The 13921-nt window shown below is 38.6% G+C and carries 10 protein-coding genes, 1 tRNA gene and 1 pseudogene; 10 read left to right on the forward strand and 2 right to left on the reverse strand.

The window, feature by feature from the left end; all coding sequences use genetic code 11:
* Window positions 1–6: 6 nt before the first annotated feature.
* Window positions 7–1410, forward strand: coding sequence for an aldo/keto reductase (locus A4V03_RS08435; RefSeq protein ID WP_065538556.1), 1404 nt, complete (start codon window positions 7–9; stop codon window positions 1408–1410).
* Window positions 1411–1418: 8 nt separating this feature from the next.
* Entirely contained in the window at window positions 1419–1838 is a 420-nt protein-coding gene (locus A4V03_RS08440; RefSeq protein ID WP_065538557.1) for a DUF1893 domain-containing protein, read from the forward strand.
* A gap of 147 nt (window positions 1839–1985) precedes the next feature.
* On the opposite strand, the gene A4V03_RS08445 is transcribed toward A4V03_RS08440, so the two are convergent.
* The gene (locus tag A4V03_RS08445) at window positions 1986–5972 is read right to left on the reverse strand and encodes a hybrid sensor histidine kinase/response regulator transcription factor (protein ID WP_065538558.1); all 3987 of its coding nucleotides are present in this window, start codon (window positions 5970–5972) and stop codon (window positions 1986–1988) included.
* Window positions 5973–6082: 110 nt separating this feature from the next.
* Window positions 6083–6337 (reverse strand): annotated as a pseudogene (locus A4V03_RS08450) (TolC family protein); the annotation flags it as partial.
* A gap of 206 nt (window positions 6338–6543) precedes the next feature.
* On the opposite strand from A4V03_RS08450, the gene A4V03_RS08455 reads away from it, so the two are divergent.
* The 8 genes from A4V03_RS08455 to A4V03_RS08490 all read left to right on the forward strand — a co-directional run bounded on the left by A4V03_RS08455 (window position 6544) and on the right by A4V03_RS08490 (window position 13734).
* Window positions 6544–6616: transfer RNA gene (locus tag A4V03_RS08455), tRNA-Gly, on the forward strand.
* Between the two features lie 245 nt (window positions 6617–6861).
* Window positions 6862–7233, forward strand: a complete 372-nt coding sequence (locus A4V03_RS08460) for an ISAon1 family transposase N-terminal region protein (protein WP_065537581.1) — start codon at window positions 6862–6864, stop codon at window positions 7231–7233.
* Window positions 7226–8209, forward strand: coding sequence for an ISAon1 family transposase (locus A4V03_RS08465; RefSeq protein WP_236588648.1), 984 nt, complete (start codon window positions 7226–7228; stop codon window positions 8207–8209). Before A4V03_RS08460 ends, A4V03_RS08465 begins: the two co-directional genes overlap by 8 nt.
* Before the next feature lie 390 nt (window positions 8210–8599).
* Window positions 8600–10093, forward strand: coding sequence for a proline--tRNA ligase (proS, locus tag A4V03_RS08470; protein WP_024988208.1), 1494 nt, complete (start codon window positions 8600–8602; stop codon window positions 10091–10093).
* A 138-nt stretch (window positions 10094–10231) separates the two neighbouring features.
* Window positions 10232–10909: a response regulator transcription factor gene (locus tag A4V03_RS08475; protein ID WP_065538560.1), complete on the forward strand. Its 678-nt coding sequence runs from the start codon at window positions 10232–10234 to the stop codon at window positions 10907–10909.
* A gap of 16 nt (window positions 10910–10925) precedes the next feature.
* Window positions 10926–12200 (forward strand): sensor histidine kinase, encoded by a 1275-nt coding sequence (locus A4V03_RS08480; protein WP_065538561.1) that lies wholly within the window; start codon window positions 10926–10928, stop codon window positions 12198–12200.
* A gap of 214 nt (window positions 12201–12414) precedes the next feature.
* Complete coding sequence (locus A4V03_RS08485) at window positions 12415–12852, forward strand: PepSY-like domain-containing protein (RefSeq protein WP_024988206.1); 438 nt, start codon at window positions 12415–12417, stop codon at window positions 12850–12852.
* Window positions 12853–12873: 21 nt separating this feature from the next.
* On the forward strand, window positions 12874–13734 hold the full coding sequence (locus A4V03_RS08490) for a PepSY-like domain-containing protein (protein WP_024988205.1): 861 nt from the start codon (window positions 12874–12876) through the stop codon (window positions 13732–13734).
* Window positions 13735–13921 lie beyond the last annotated feature (187 nt).

The raw sequence follows: 13921 nt of genomic DNA on the forward strand, positions 1-13921 counted from the left end.
ATAAGAATGGAAGAAAAAAATAAAAAAGATATAAATAGAAGAGATTTTATTAAGATTGTAGGTATCAGTGCAGCCACATCGACAGGTCTGCTATACGGATGCTCTTCAAAGGGGGCTACTTCTGCAAGTAGCGCAACAGGAGAAGGAGAGGTGCCTACCGATAAAATGACTTATCGCACATCTCCAACCACCGGTGACCGTGTTTCACTTTTGGGATATGGTTGTATGCGTTGGCCGCTCAAACCTGCTCCCGATGGTAATGGTGAGGTTATCGACCAGGATGCCGTCAATGGATTGATAGACTATGCAATCGCTCACGGAGTAAACTATTTCGATACATCTCCGGCATATGTACAAGGATTTTCCGAAAAAGCAACAGGTATTGCATTGAGTCGTCATCCCCGTGATAAATATTACATCGCTACCAAATTGTCTAATTTCTCTCCTGATACGTGGTCTCGCGAGGCCTCGCTCAAGATGTACCACAAATCCTTTGCGGAGCTACAAGTCGACTACATTGATTATATGTTGCTCCACGGCATCGGCATGGGAGGAATGGAAGCCCTTAAAGGACGATACCTGGATAATGGAATACTTGATTTTCTGGTTAAAGAGCGTGAAGCCGGACGTATCCGGAATCTCGGATTTTCTTACCATGGTGACATTGAAGTATATGATTATCTGCTCTCACGACACGATGAATTTAAATGGGATTTTGTACAAATACAACTCAATTATGTAGACTGGAAACATGCCAAAGAGACCAATACCCGAAATACGGATGCGGAATATCTATATGGCGAACTGGTCAAACGGGGGATTCCTGCCATCATTATGGAACCACTTTTGGGAGGACGTCTATCCAAGTTGAACGATAATCTGGTGGCACGGCTCAAACAACGTCGTCCGGAAAGCAGTGTCGCTTCCTGGGCTTTCCGTTTTGCCGGTTCATTCTCGGATATTCTGACTGTATTAAGCGGCATGACTTATATGGAGCATCTGCAGGATAATCTTCGTACTTATTCTCCTTTGGAACCATTGACAGATGAGGAAAAAGAATTCCTCGAGGAAACGGCACAATTAATGCTAAAATATCCTACTATCCCTTGTAACGACTGCAAATATTGTATGCCATGTCCGTATGGGCTGGATATACCTGCTGTATTGTTGCATTACAACCGTTGTGTCAATGAAGGTAATGTCGCCAAAAGCGGACAGGATGAAAATTATGCGAAAGCCCGACGCGCTTTTCTTGTCGGATATGACCGTAGCGTGCCCAAACTTCGACAGGCAAGTCATTGCATCGGTTGCAATCAGTGTGTGGCTCATTGCCCGCAAAACATTGATATTCCGAAAGAACTGCACCGGATAGACCGGTTTGTAGAACAATTGAAACAAGGTACTTTATAAAAGAAACGATGGAAGAATTAATCAAGCTATTACATACGGGAGGATATTCCTGTACCATTGCCAACGGAGGAAAAATCCGCACTTTCACTCAACGTGGCGTAGCCGATCTCTATGATTTGCTAACACAAGAACCGGAGTTTCTTAAAGGAGCTTTGATTGCCGACAAAGTGGTTGGCAAGGGAGCAGCCGCCCTGATGATTCTGGGTGGTATAGAAGAATTATATACGGATATTATCAGTACAAAGGCTTTGGAATTATTCCGAAAATCAGATGTGAAAGTTGATTTTGCGCAGGAAGTTGATTTTATCTGGAACCGCGACCGTACGGGAGGATGTCCTGTAGAAACCATGTGTAGCGAAGTGGGATCAGCTGAAGAAGTATTACCGCTGATCCGCGATTTCCAGGATAAAATCAGAAGTAGGAAGTAAGAAAGAGATAACTGAAACACGAAATAAAGTATGAGAAAAAATACAGCTTGTTAAGTCTTGAAAAAGAAAGTTCTCCTCTGCTAAAGATATTCATAGCAGGGGAGAACATGTTATAATAATAGGACTTATTCATCTTTTTTCTATTTATCAATCTTCGTCATCATCTTCCATATCAGCAGCGGGATTACCTCCTTCTTTAGCATACCTGCTCGGACTCATCTTATAGTATTTTTTGAATACTTCCCGGAAATATTTAGTTTCAGAGAATCCAACCATGTCTGAAATCTCATTAATGGCATATTCACCCTCTTTCAATAACTCGGTAGCACGTTTCAAACGCATCACCCGAATAAACTCTGTCGGAGACTGTCCCGTCAATGCTTTCAATTTACAATAGAAACTGGTACGGCTCATGCCACTTGATTCACAGAGCACACTAACGGAAAATTCAGGGTTGTTTATATTCTCATCCACGATTTTCTTTGCATTTGATATAAACTTCCAATCGAGGCTGTTAGTACCGTTTGCAGATGGAACCATTGATTTCGCTTCTATATCCAGATTGGCATATCTCATGCGCAACAGTTCCCGATTTGTCAACAGATTAGCGATACTCGCCCGTAATATTTTCACGCTGAAAGGTTTGATGAGATATTCGTCCGCACCAATCGACAGTCCATCCAGAATATTGTTTTCTTCTCCCAAAGCAGTAAGCAACAACACAGGAATATGTGAAATCTCAATATCACTTTTGATAGCCACACACAATTCATCTCCCCGCATCTCCGGCATCATGATATCAGAAAGAACTAGTTCCGGCCAATATTCTTTGATAATGATCAATGCTTCTTTTCCGTTAGCGCAAGCTTGTACATTATATATAGAAGACAATGAACTGACTAGATAGGAGCGTAGCTCATCATTGTCTTCTACAACAAGAATTCGTCGTAAATTTGGATTATCTATTGTAGTGGTTGTCTTTACTGGTACATTCGGAGCGGGCAGTACAGGAGCCAACGTCTCAAATTTAGAAGGTGCTTCGTCACTGATATTTTGAGAATTCTTATTCTTTTTCGGAAATACAATTTTGATTGTCGTACCTTGATGCTCAACACTATCTACACTAATTTTACCTCCATGAAGGCTGACCAGTTTTCCTACCAGCATTAGTCCGATACCACTACCCGTCACTTTAGAGTTAATAGCATTGCTGGCACGAAAATGAAGCTTGAACAACTTACTTTGTTCACTGGTAGGAATACCTATACCTGTATCCTTGATTATCACTTTCCATGAATCGTTCGTATCGGATACGGAAATGCTGACCTTTCCATTTTCAGGAGTATATTTTAGTGAGTTTGATATTATATTCTTCAAAATAGAATCCATCTTTTCTTTATCAAACGATACATTCATATAGCTGAAAGTACTCTCGTATGTATATTCAATGCGCCTGATGGCTGCATAAGAAGAGAATGTATCATATATCTCATTCATATAGGTATTCAATTCATACTCGGAAACTGTCATATTAGAGGAATATACATCCGTTCGTTCAAAATGGATCAGATTACTGACCAGTCGTAAAAGAACTTCTACATTCCTCAATGCAATATTCGTACGAGTGATTCCATTGTCGGTGAGCGTCCCTTCTTCCAATAATTCCTCCAAAGGTGCTTTTATCAAAGTTAATGGAGTGCGTATATCATGCGCCGTATTGATGAAGAACTGCGTTTTTTCATCAGATATATTCTTTTGCTTTCTTAGATTTATCATCCGCAGAACAAAATAAAATCCCCCGATTACCAACAGGATATAACACAAGATAGCCCACCAACTTGACCAAAATGGCTGTGTGATGATAATTTTCATAGTACGTTCCTGAAAAACGGTGTCATGTTCTTCTCTGGATACTGCACGCACATGAAGAGTATATTTACCCGGAGGCAAATTGGTGAAACGAATCAAATTACTTGCGCCCGGTTGGGTCCATTCTTCATAAAATCCTTCTAATTTCCATGAATATAGTACACTTCCGGGAGAATCATAATTGATTGTAGAAATTTCAAATGAAAACGTATTCTCATTATATGCCAGCTTTAATACATTTGTCTCATCAATACTCTTCTGTAAAGGAGAACCCTTGACACCCGGATAAACAGGTTGATAAGAAAGATGGAAGTCGCTGAATATCAATCTAGAAAACTTATAATCCGGAAATTTCACATTCATCGGAAATTCAACTGCTCCATCCGTACTACCGAATACAAAATTTTTATTTTTACGTACCGTTCCTGCTGCTGCATTAAAATATGAAGGTAGCAATCCTTCTCCTTTGGTCCAATTACGAAATATCTTTTCTTTAGTATGGAAACAGGTTATTCCATTCTCCGTACTCATCATTATACGTCCGTCTACTTCCGGCAATATTGTAAATATTCTGTTTGAAACTAATGCAGAGTTATTGGAAAAATAATGCTCAAAAGTTTTATCTTGAGGATCATAGATAAATACTCCCATACCATTTGTCCCGATATATAACAATCCATTATCTGCCTGATAAAGCGTATTGATATAAGTAATCCCTACCTCCATTTCAATATGCTGATATTCACCAGTATCTCGATTCAATAAATACAATCCGATAGCAGTCCCAATCCACATATTATCTTTGTCTTTTTCAACAATGGATGTAATGGAGTTCAATCCTGAATATAGACGTGTGCTGTTAGTCTTCAAATCAAAACATTTTAGATTATAATATCCTCCCGACCAGATATACCCTCTTGAATCTTTCACTATATCACGAATATATTTATCCGGACGCATATTGACGTGAGAAAGTAGGTAAGGAGAGAAGTATTCAACGGATAGAGTCTTTTTATTTATTTTATAAATCCCGGAAGTATATCCTCCTGCCCATATAATCCCGGGAGACACTTCACATAGAGTAATAAAAATATGATTCTTGTCTTTTAGTTGTTGATTAAAAGAACTTAGGAATGAATGCCACTGACCTGTTTTTGAATTATAAAGACTAATACCATTACTAGTTCCAAACCACAAGTCACCTTCATGATCTTCAATGATTGCTTGTACCTGATCATTGACTAATGATTGGCCATTGCCCATAGCGTGTTTCATCCAATGATAATTCTCATAGCGATTATCAATCACCGTAATCCCTGTGGGATAGTTAGCCAACCATATCCGCTTTTCTTCATCTACAAATACATCATTGATATTATTCCCATTCATTTTATTATAACTTTGATAATTAGCAACAATGTAATGTTCCAGTTCACAAGTATTTGCATTCACCTTATATACTCCCATTCCTTCTGTTGCAACCAGTAATTCTGTTTCATTCAACGGGCTGATACAAGCTATGTTTACATCACTAAGATCAGCTTTCGGTCGTATAATCTCCTGTGTATTCATATCGTACACAAAAACTCCTCTTTCAAATGAACCGATAAATAGTCTTTTTAATTGCTTATGAAAATACAATTCACTTACTTGCGCATGAAAATAATCCAGTGTTTTAACAGGAACAGTCTCCAAAATACCATTTTCCAGTTTAACATATCGAACGCCTACCTCTGTTGCTATATAGAAATGTTGTTCGTCTATTTGTTCTATCGCTGTGATATTACTATGTAATATATTGGGAAATTGAAGAATGTGAGTATCATTTATATTATATAGTAATATAGAATCTTTATAACATAGCCAAATGTTATTATTCCGATCCAAATAGCCACAACTAATGGTTTCAGAAATATCCGGTAGTTTATACACCATTCTGAAATCATCTTCGTTTGCTTCATATCGAAAAACTCGTCCCTGCTTACCGATCACCCATATACCGATTTGTGAATCTGTATACAACCATCCCAAACATACAGGAGCATCTAAAGTACTAGCTTCTTTGTTTAATTTATAGTGTTTTATATCTTTACCGTTATAACGATCCATTCCTTCATTGGTGAGAAACCACATATACCCTTGTGTATCTTTCTGAATATTGAATATCCGGTGATTGCTCAGACCATTTTCTATTCCTATATATTTGTATGTCTGTGCTGTAACCCAAATAGGGAAAAAGAGAAGAATATATATAATGTATTTCATATAAACAGTTGTTTTTTACTACTCCAGTTTCTTCTTGTAAACCCATATACTTATTATAAAATAAATACTGGTATCCAAAGGATTATATATTCCGGTCTGATATCCTCCATATTGGCTCCTATAGAATTCAATTTCACAATGATTGGATCATCCGGAATAATAGAATGTACAAAGTCTTTTGCCGCGATCAGTCAATTGTGATAGGGGCTGTTTTACTTTATCTTCTCTGACATGTGCACAAACGCTCCCGTAGACTGAAGGCTGGGATACCAGAAAGCATTCTGTTTGTCACGTTCAGCCTTTGCAATCTCAATACTCTTATCTGCAACTTTCAGACTTTGATTTCCCTGATTCAGCAAATACAGTGACTCCTCAAAACTATTCTAACAGATGAAAAGAGAGGTTTGTTCATTAGAAAAATATGGCGTTACAACAAAAGAGTTGAAAAGATTTTGATTTCACTTTCTTCTTGCATTAAAATTTTTACGATTTTATTTGAGATATAAAAATTATGTTTACCTTTGCATCACCGTTTCATAAGGCATTTTAAGTCGAGAAACACAGTAAATATGCGGTAATAGCTCAGTTGGTAGAGCACTAGCTTCCCAAGCTGGGGGTCGCGAGTTCGAACCTCGTTTACCGCTCATTTGGAAATCAGGTAGTTATATTAAACAAACTACCTGATTTTTTTATTTTCAGGTTCCTTTTCGCTTCAGTTGTAATTCTTTAGGATTTAATTCATGGCAATCCATTCCTAAAATCAGATTCATTCCGGTACTGTTTTGAACAAAATCATAATAGTTCCCACATTACATAGAGTTTAAAATGGTATAATTATGGCTCAGTCTGAAAATTTGGGGGATTGCGTTAAAATTCTTATTTTTGCATCATGAAAACATCCTCTTCCCAAACGATTGATCCTGTTGCTTCTTTAAGCTTGTTCTTGCCTTCAGGAATCCTTGATTACTTCACCCTAGTCAATCATGTATCTCAGGATACTTGCTTTATTCTTTATTTAGAGGAGAAAGCGACTATTCCTTCCGAGTACTCTGATCTCCATCTTCACTCAAAAGGTTTCCTCCCTGAGATTGAAGTTCAGGACTTCCCTATCCGTGGTAAAGCCGTTTATTTACGTATCAAGCGTCGTCGCTGGGAAGATCCATCCACCGGGCAGACGTATAGTCGTGACTGGAGTTTGGTAGCCACCGGTACTCGCATAACCGCTGAGTTCGGTGCTTTTTTAAAAGAATTACTTGGATAATCACGCTGTTAGCTGCCAAAGTGTAGCCGAGCATTACTGCATGGATGGCAAACAGCTTCAAAGCCAATATAAGGACCACCTGAGTGACTTCCAGAATTGGGATCAGAGAGCACATGCCCAAGAGTATATCCTTTATCCAAAGAATATGGGTTATCACCTATGTATTGACGAGACGGCTTTAAGCAAGGGAGATCTTTATACCATCTTAATAAATAGAGATAAGCGAGGCAGGAAAGGTTCTATTATAGCTGTAATTCAGGGCACTAAAACCGATGATATCATTGCGGTACTTACAAAGATGCCACAGGAGCTGCGGAATCAAGTCAAAGAAATCACACTGGATATGGCAGGGAGCATGCAAAAGATTGCGAAAACGTGCTTTCCACGTGCCATGCAGGTGATTGATAGGTTTCATGTACAAAAACTTGTATATGAAGCTGTACAAGAGTTGCGCATTACATATAGATGGCAAGTGATAAAAGAGGAGAATAAAGCCATGAAAGCGGCAAAAGAGAAGGGGGAAGTATATAAAGCGGAAGAACTCGAAAACGGAGATACACTCAGGCAATTATTGGCCAGAAGCAGATATTTATTATTTAAATCACCTGACAAATGGACCAAGAGTCAGAAAATCAGGGCAGAATTACTTTTCAAGCAGTTTGAAGATATTAAGCACGTATATTACTACTCATTGGAGTTGGGAAAGATATTTTCCACAAACTATGACAAGGATGTAGCAAGAGCAAAGCTGGCACTATGGTATAATAAGATTGAAGAATATGGATACGATACATTCACAACAGTAGCAAACTCTATTGAGAACCATTACGAAAGGATTTTAAACTTCTTTGTGAACAGGAGCACAAATGCAGCTGCAGAAGCATTTAATGCTAAAATCAAAGCATTTAGGGCATCATTTAGAGGAGTCGTGGATATGAGATTCTTCCTTTTTAGGCTAGCAAAGGTATATGCATAAATGGAAGTTACAAATATTAATCCCCCAAGAATTACAACTGAGCCATAATTATCTTGCACACACTTATACTCCTATGTATCAATCGAATAAATACAAATAGTGTAGGTGTGCAAGATAATTATATCATTTTAAATCTTAGTAAAGTTAAATACTTGGCTCATTTCCGAACGGTTTCATTCAAAACTGCACCGATTTTGAACATAATTTTGTGATGTGTAATCCTCCTAAATTTTCAAACTGCCCCCCTTTTCTATTGAAATACATATTATAAAGGAAAAAACAAAACATGACTTTAGAAAATTAATGCATGAAGAATAGGGCAGTTCATGCATTTTTCGTATTTTTGCTCCCTGTTTTAACACTCAAGAAAACTTTAAATAGAAAAATATAATGGCAAAAGAACTGAAAGACCTTACCAAACGTAGCGAAAACTACTCGCAATGGTATAACGATTTGGTGGTAAAAGCTGATTTGGCAGAACAGTCTGCCGTACGCGGATGTATGGTGATTAAGCCTTACGGATACGCAATCTGGGAGAAAATGCAACGTCAACTGGACGAAATGTTTAAAGAGACAGGACACGTGAATGCATACTTCCCATTATTAATCCCCAAATCATTCCTAAGCCGTGAAGCCGAACACGTAGAAGGCTTCGCAAAAGAATGTGCCGTAGTAACGCATTATCGTTTGAAAAATGCTGAAGACGGTTCGGGCGTAGTAGTAGACCCTGCCGCTAAATTGGAAGAAGAATTGATTATCCGTCCGACATCAGAGACTATTATCTGGAATACATACAAGAATTGGATTCAATCCTATCGTGACCTGCCTATCCTTTGCAATCAATGGGCAAACGTTTTCCGTTGGGAGATGCGTACCCGTTTGTTTCTGCGTACTGCTGAATTCTTGTGGCAGGAAGGGCATACCGCCCATGCTACTCGCGAAGAAGCTGAAGAAGAAGCTGTCAGAATGTTGAATGTATATGCCGATTTCGCTGAGAAATATATGGCTGTTCCGGTAGTAAAAGGTGTAAAATCAGCTAACGAACGTTTTGCCGGCGCACTTGACACTTACACCATCGAAGCTATGATGCAGGATGGCAAAGCATTGCAAAGTGGTACTTCTCACTTCTTGGGACAAAACTTTGCAAAAGCGTTCGATGTTCAGTTTGTGAACAAAGAAAACAAGTTGGAATACGTTTGGGCTACTTCATGGGGTGTTTCTACTCGTTTGATGGGTGCATTGATTATGACTCATTCTGACGACAACGGTTTAGTATTACCACCGCATCTGGCTCCTATTCAGGTAGTTATCGTTCCTATCTATAAGAATGATGAGCAACTGAAGCAAATCGATGCTAAGGTAGAAGGTATTGTTGCTAAATTGAAAGCACTGGGTATCTCAGTAAAATATGATAATGCGGACAACAAGCGTCCGGGCTTCAAATTCGCAGATTATGAGTTGAAGGGCGTTCCTGTCCGTTTGGTAATGGGTGGTCGCGACCTCGAGAACAATACGATGGAAGTGATGCGCCGCGATACGCTGGAAAAAGAAACTATTACGTGCGACGGTATCGAGACATACGTTCAGAACTTGCTTGAAGAAATACAAGCAAATATCTACAAGAAAGCATTAGACTATCGTAACTCCAAGATTACGACAGTAGATACCTATGACGAATTCAAAGAAAAAATCGAAGAAGGCGGATTTATTCTTGCTCACTGGGACGGAACTACCGAAACTGAGGAAAAGATTAAAGAAGATACAAAAGCTACCATCCGTTGTATCCCGTTCGATTCCTTTGTTCCGGATGACAAGAAACCTGGAAAATGTATGGTTACAGGCAAACCATCTGCCCGTCGTGTAATATTTGCACGTTCCTATTAAGCATTAGAAAGCAAATCTGATAGAATTAAAGGTCGGGAATGAATATATTTCCCGGCCTTTTTATGTCCATTTCAGTTTTATTTCAGAAATATCTCCTTTCTTTGTAATGCATTTATAAAGAAGAAAGGAAAAAGAACAATGAAGATATTGATTGTAGAAGACGAGCCGTCTTTAAGGGAACTGATCCAATGTTCGCTTGAAAAAGAACGTTATGTTGTGGAAACAGCGGATGACTTCAATTCAGCATTACGTAAAATCGAAGATTACGATTATGATTGTATCTTGTTGGATATTATGCTACCTGACGGAAGCGGGCTTGACCTTCTCGAACGATTGAAAGCCCTTCATAAACGGGAAAACGTAATTATCATTTCCGCAAAGGATTCTTTGGAAGATAAAGTTCTGGGACTTGAACTCGGGGCGGATGATTACTTACCGAAACCATTTCATTTGGTGGAACTGAATGCCCGAATAAAAAGCGTGATACGCCGTCGTCAACAGGATGGAGAGATAGATATCCGTCAGGGAAATGTCCGGATAGAACCGGACAAGTTCCGTGTATTCGTTAATGACCGCGAACTGGAACTGAACAGAAAGGAATATGATATTCTTCTATACTTCATTAACCGTCCCGGAAGATTAATCAATAAAAATACATTGGCCGAATCTGTGTGGGGAGATCATATTGACCAGGTAGATAATTTCGACTTCATATATGCCCAAATCAAGAATCTACGCAAAAAGCTCAAAGATTCGGGCGCAACCCTTGAAATAAAAGCTGTCTACGGATTCGGATATAAATTGATTGTTGAATAAAAAGAGACTATCATCCATGAAATTAATATATTACATCATTCTTCGCATCACCCTTGCTCTAACTCTTATCTTGACAGTTTGGGCTGTTTTCTTTTATGTCACGATGATTGACGAAGTGAATGATGAAGTGGATGATGCTTTGGAAGACTATTCGGAAACAATCATTATCCGCGCGTTGGCAGGAGAGGAACTACCCTCTGAGACTAACGGTTCCAACAATCAGTATTATATGACGGAAGTAAGTAAGGAATATGCGGAAAACCGGGAAGATATTCTGTACAAAGACTCTATGGTATATATTAAAGAAAAAGGAGAAACCGAACCGGCACGCATTCTTACCACGATCTTTCAGGATGACGAAGGACGATACCATGAACTGACAGTCTCTACTCCAAGTATCGAAAAAGATGATTTGAAAGATGCTATTCTGGTATGGATCATTTTTCTGTATGTGGCTTTACTATTATGTATTATTATAATTTCAGTGTGGGTATTCTATCGGAACATGCACCCGCTTTATGTCCTTCTCCACTGGTTGGACAATTATCAAACCGGGAAAAAGAACGAACCATTGAACAATAATACCCAAATTACGGAATTCAGGAAATTGAATGATGCCGCCATCCGTTATGCAGAACGCACCGAACAAATGTTTGAACAACAAAAACAGTTTATAGGAAATGCTTCGCATGAGATACAGACTCCGCTTGCCATCTGCCGCAATCGTCTGGAAATGCTGATGGAAGATGAGTTATTGTCAGAAAAGCAACTGGAAGAGCTGATGAAAACGCATCAGACCCTGGAGTACATTACCAAACTGAATAAATCCCTGTTATTACTTACCAAGATAGACAACAGGCAGTTTACCGATATCAAACAGTTGAAATTAAATATGCTTCTCAAACGGTATTTGCAAGACTATGAAGAAGTCTATCACTATCGCAATATAAAAACAAGCATTGAAGAACAGGATGTTTTCAATATTATGATGAATGAATCTCTGGCAGTAGCTTTGCTGACTAATCTTCTGAAGAATGCATTTGTGCATAATGTGGATAGGGGACATATCCGAATAGTTGTTAGTAAAAACAATATAACTTTCCGGAATACAGGAGTAGAGCATCCGTTGGATAAGGAACATATCTTCGAACGTTTCTATCAAGGTGCCAAGAAGGAAGGTTCTACCGGATTGGGATTGGCAATAGCCGCATCCATTTGTCGCTTGCAGCATCTAATTCTACGATATTACTACGAACAGGGAGAACACTGCTTCGAGATTTCCAGCATCTGATTTTGTGGTGAAATTATAGTGACGCTATCTGCATGGGATAGTGACGGTATCCCATACACATAGTGACGCTATGATGACGGTATAGCGTCACTATAATTTTCGATGAGTTTTTTGCGGAATTTCTCAAAATTCCCAAATCTTTTCAGATTCTGTTCTCATCTTTGCAGTATAAATTGAATGACAATAGTAAAACCAATTTAAAAAAACAATGATTATGAGAAAGTTAGTATTCTTATTAGTATGCTTGTTCACTTTGCAAACAGTGGCACATGCAGATGATGACAAGCCAATTCAAGTTACTCAAATGCCACAACCGGCACAACAGTTTATCAAACGACATTTTGCCAACAGCAAAGTAGCGTTAGCCAAAATGGAAAGTGATTTCTTCTATAAAAGTTATGAGGTGATTTTTACGAATGGCGATAAAGTGGAGTTTAATAACAAGGGAGAATGGACAGAAATCGATTGCAAACATACGGTCATCCCCGCAGCAACAATCCCCACAGCTATCCGACAATATGTAACGACCAACTATCCTGACGTGAAAGTCCAGAAAATAGAACGTGATAAAAAGGAATATGAAGTAAAACTTTCCAATCGTACGGAATTGAAATTTGACTTGAAATTCAACTTGATTGACATTGATAACTAAACCCTTAAAATTGAGACAATGATGAAACTGAAAATTTATATACTTATATTAGCGTTAGGCGCTGCATGGAGCTTGCAAAGCTGTGACAATGATGACCATGATTCCATCGCTGTTCCTGTTGAATTGCAAAATGCCTTTTCATCCAAATATCCGAACGCGGTCAATGTGAAATGGAAAGGCAAATCAGGATATTATGTAGCGGATTTCTATGATGGATACGAAACGTCTGCATGGTTCACTCAAGATGGGAAATGGCAGATGACAGAAACGGATATACCTTATATGGCACTGCCACAAGCTGTAAGAAAATCCTTTGAAGCAACAGAATACCATACTTCATGGAGAACAGATGATGTAGACAAACTGGAGCGGAAAGGTGTTGAAACGGTTTATGTGATCGAAGTAGAGAAGCAGAATCAGGAGTTGGACTTGTATTATTCCGGAGAAGGAGTGCTGATAAAGAAAGTTGTAGATACTGATGATAGAGATGATCAGTATTTGCCTGCCCCAAACGTAACATTGACAGATGAAATGCGCAGGTTCCTTGATACTAAATACCCCGGTCTCAAATTAATCGAAGTTGATGTTGAGGACGAAGGAAAATATGCTGGATACACAGAGGTTGATATTATCCATGAAAGATTTGGCAAAGAAGTTCTGTTCAACAAAAATGGCGAGTGGGTTCTGACCTCTTGGGAAGTGCATTTCAGCACGCTACCTGAACCTGTAAAAAATAGGATTAATGACACATATCCCGGCCAAGTTGATGATGATGACGTTGAATATGTGGAAGAAGCGACAGGTTGCACATATTACTTAATAGATATAGAAAACAGTAAACAAGATGTGAAAATATCGGCTGACGGACAGATACTGAATTAATGTTCTGTGATGATCAACTTTCTGAGATAATAATGATTACTGCTAAGAAGTTCTTTTCGGGAAAACATCTTTCCCATATCAAAACTGATTAGTACAGATTTAGATGTAACCGACAAAAAAGAGGCTTTTTTACAAAGCCTCTTTTTCATTCAACAAGAATCTGATTCTTATTTAACGTCTTTTTTCC

The organism is Bacteroides caecimuris (assembly GCF_001688725.2).
Classification (GTDB): Bacteria; Bacteroidota; Bacteroidia; order Bacteroidales; family Bacteroidaceae; genus Bacteroides; species Bacteroides caecimuris.

What these genes read in the sequence shown, in the direction of transcription:
- A4V03_RS08435 (WP_065538556.1), top strand. Translation starts at nt 7, where the DNA reads ATGGAAGAAAAAAATAAAAAAGATATAAATAGAAGAGATTTTATTAAG.
- A4V03_RS08440 (WP_065538557.1), top strand. Translation starts at nt 1,419, where the DNA reads ATGGAAGAATTAATCAAGCTATTACATACGGGAGGATATTCCTGTACC.
- A4V03_RS08445 (WP_065538558.1), bottom strand. Translation starts at nt 5,972, where the DNA reads ATGAAATACATTATATATATTCTTCTCTTTTTCCCTATTTGGGTTACA.
- A4V03_RS08460 (WP_065537581.1), top strand. Translation starts at nt 6,862, where the DNA reads ATGAAAACATCCTCTTCCCAAACGATTGATCCTGTTGCTTCTTTAAGC.
- proS (WP_024988208.1), top strand. Translation starts at nt 8,600, where the DNA reads ATGGCAAAAGAACTGAAAGACCTTACCAAACGTAGCGAAAACTACTCG.
- A4V03_RS08475 (WP_065538560.1), top strand. Translation starts at nt 10,232, where the DNA reads ATGAAGATATTGATTGTAGAAGACGAGCCGTCTTTAAGGGAACTGATC.
- A4V03_RS08480 (WP_065538561.1), top strand. Translation starts at nt 10,926, where the DNA reads ATGAAATTAATATATTACATCATTCTTCGCATCACCCTTGCTCTAACT.
- A4V03_RS08485 (WP_024988206.1), top strand. Translation starts at nt 12,415, where the DNA reads ATGAGAAAGTTAGTATTCTTATTAGTATGCTTGTTCACTTTGCAAACA.
- A4V03_RS08490 (WP_024988205.1), top strand. Translation starts at nt 12,874, where the DNA reads ATGAAACTGAAAATTTATATACTTATATTAGCGTTAGGCGCTGCATGG.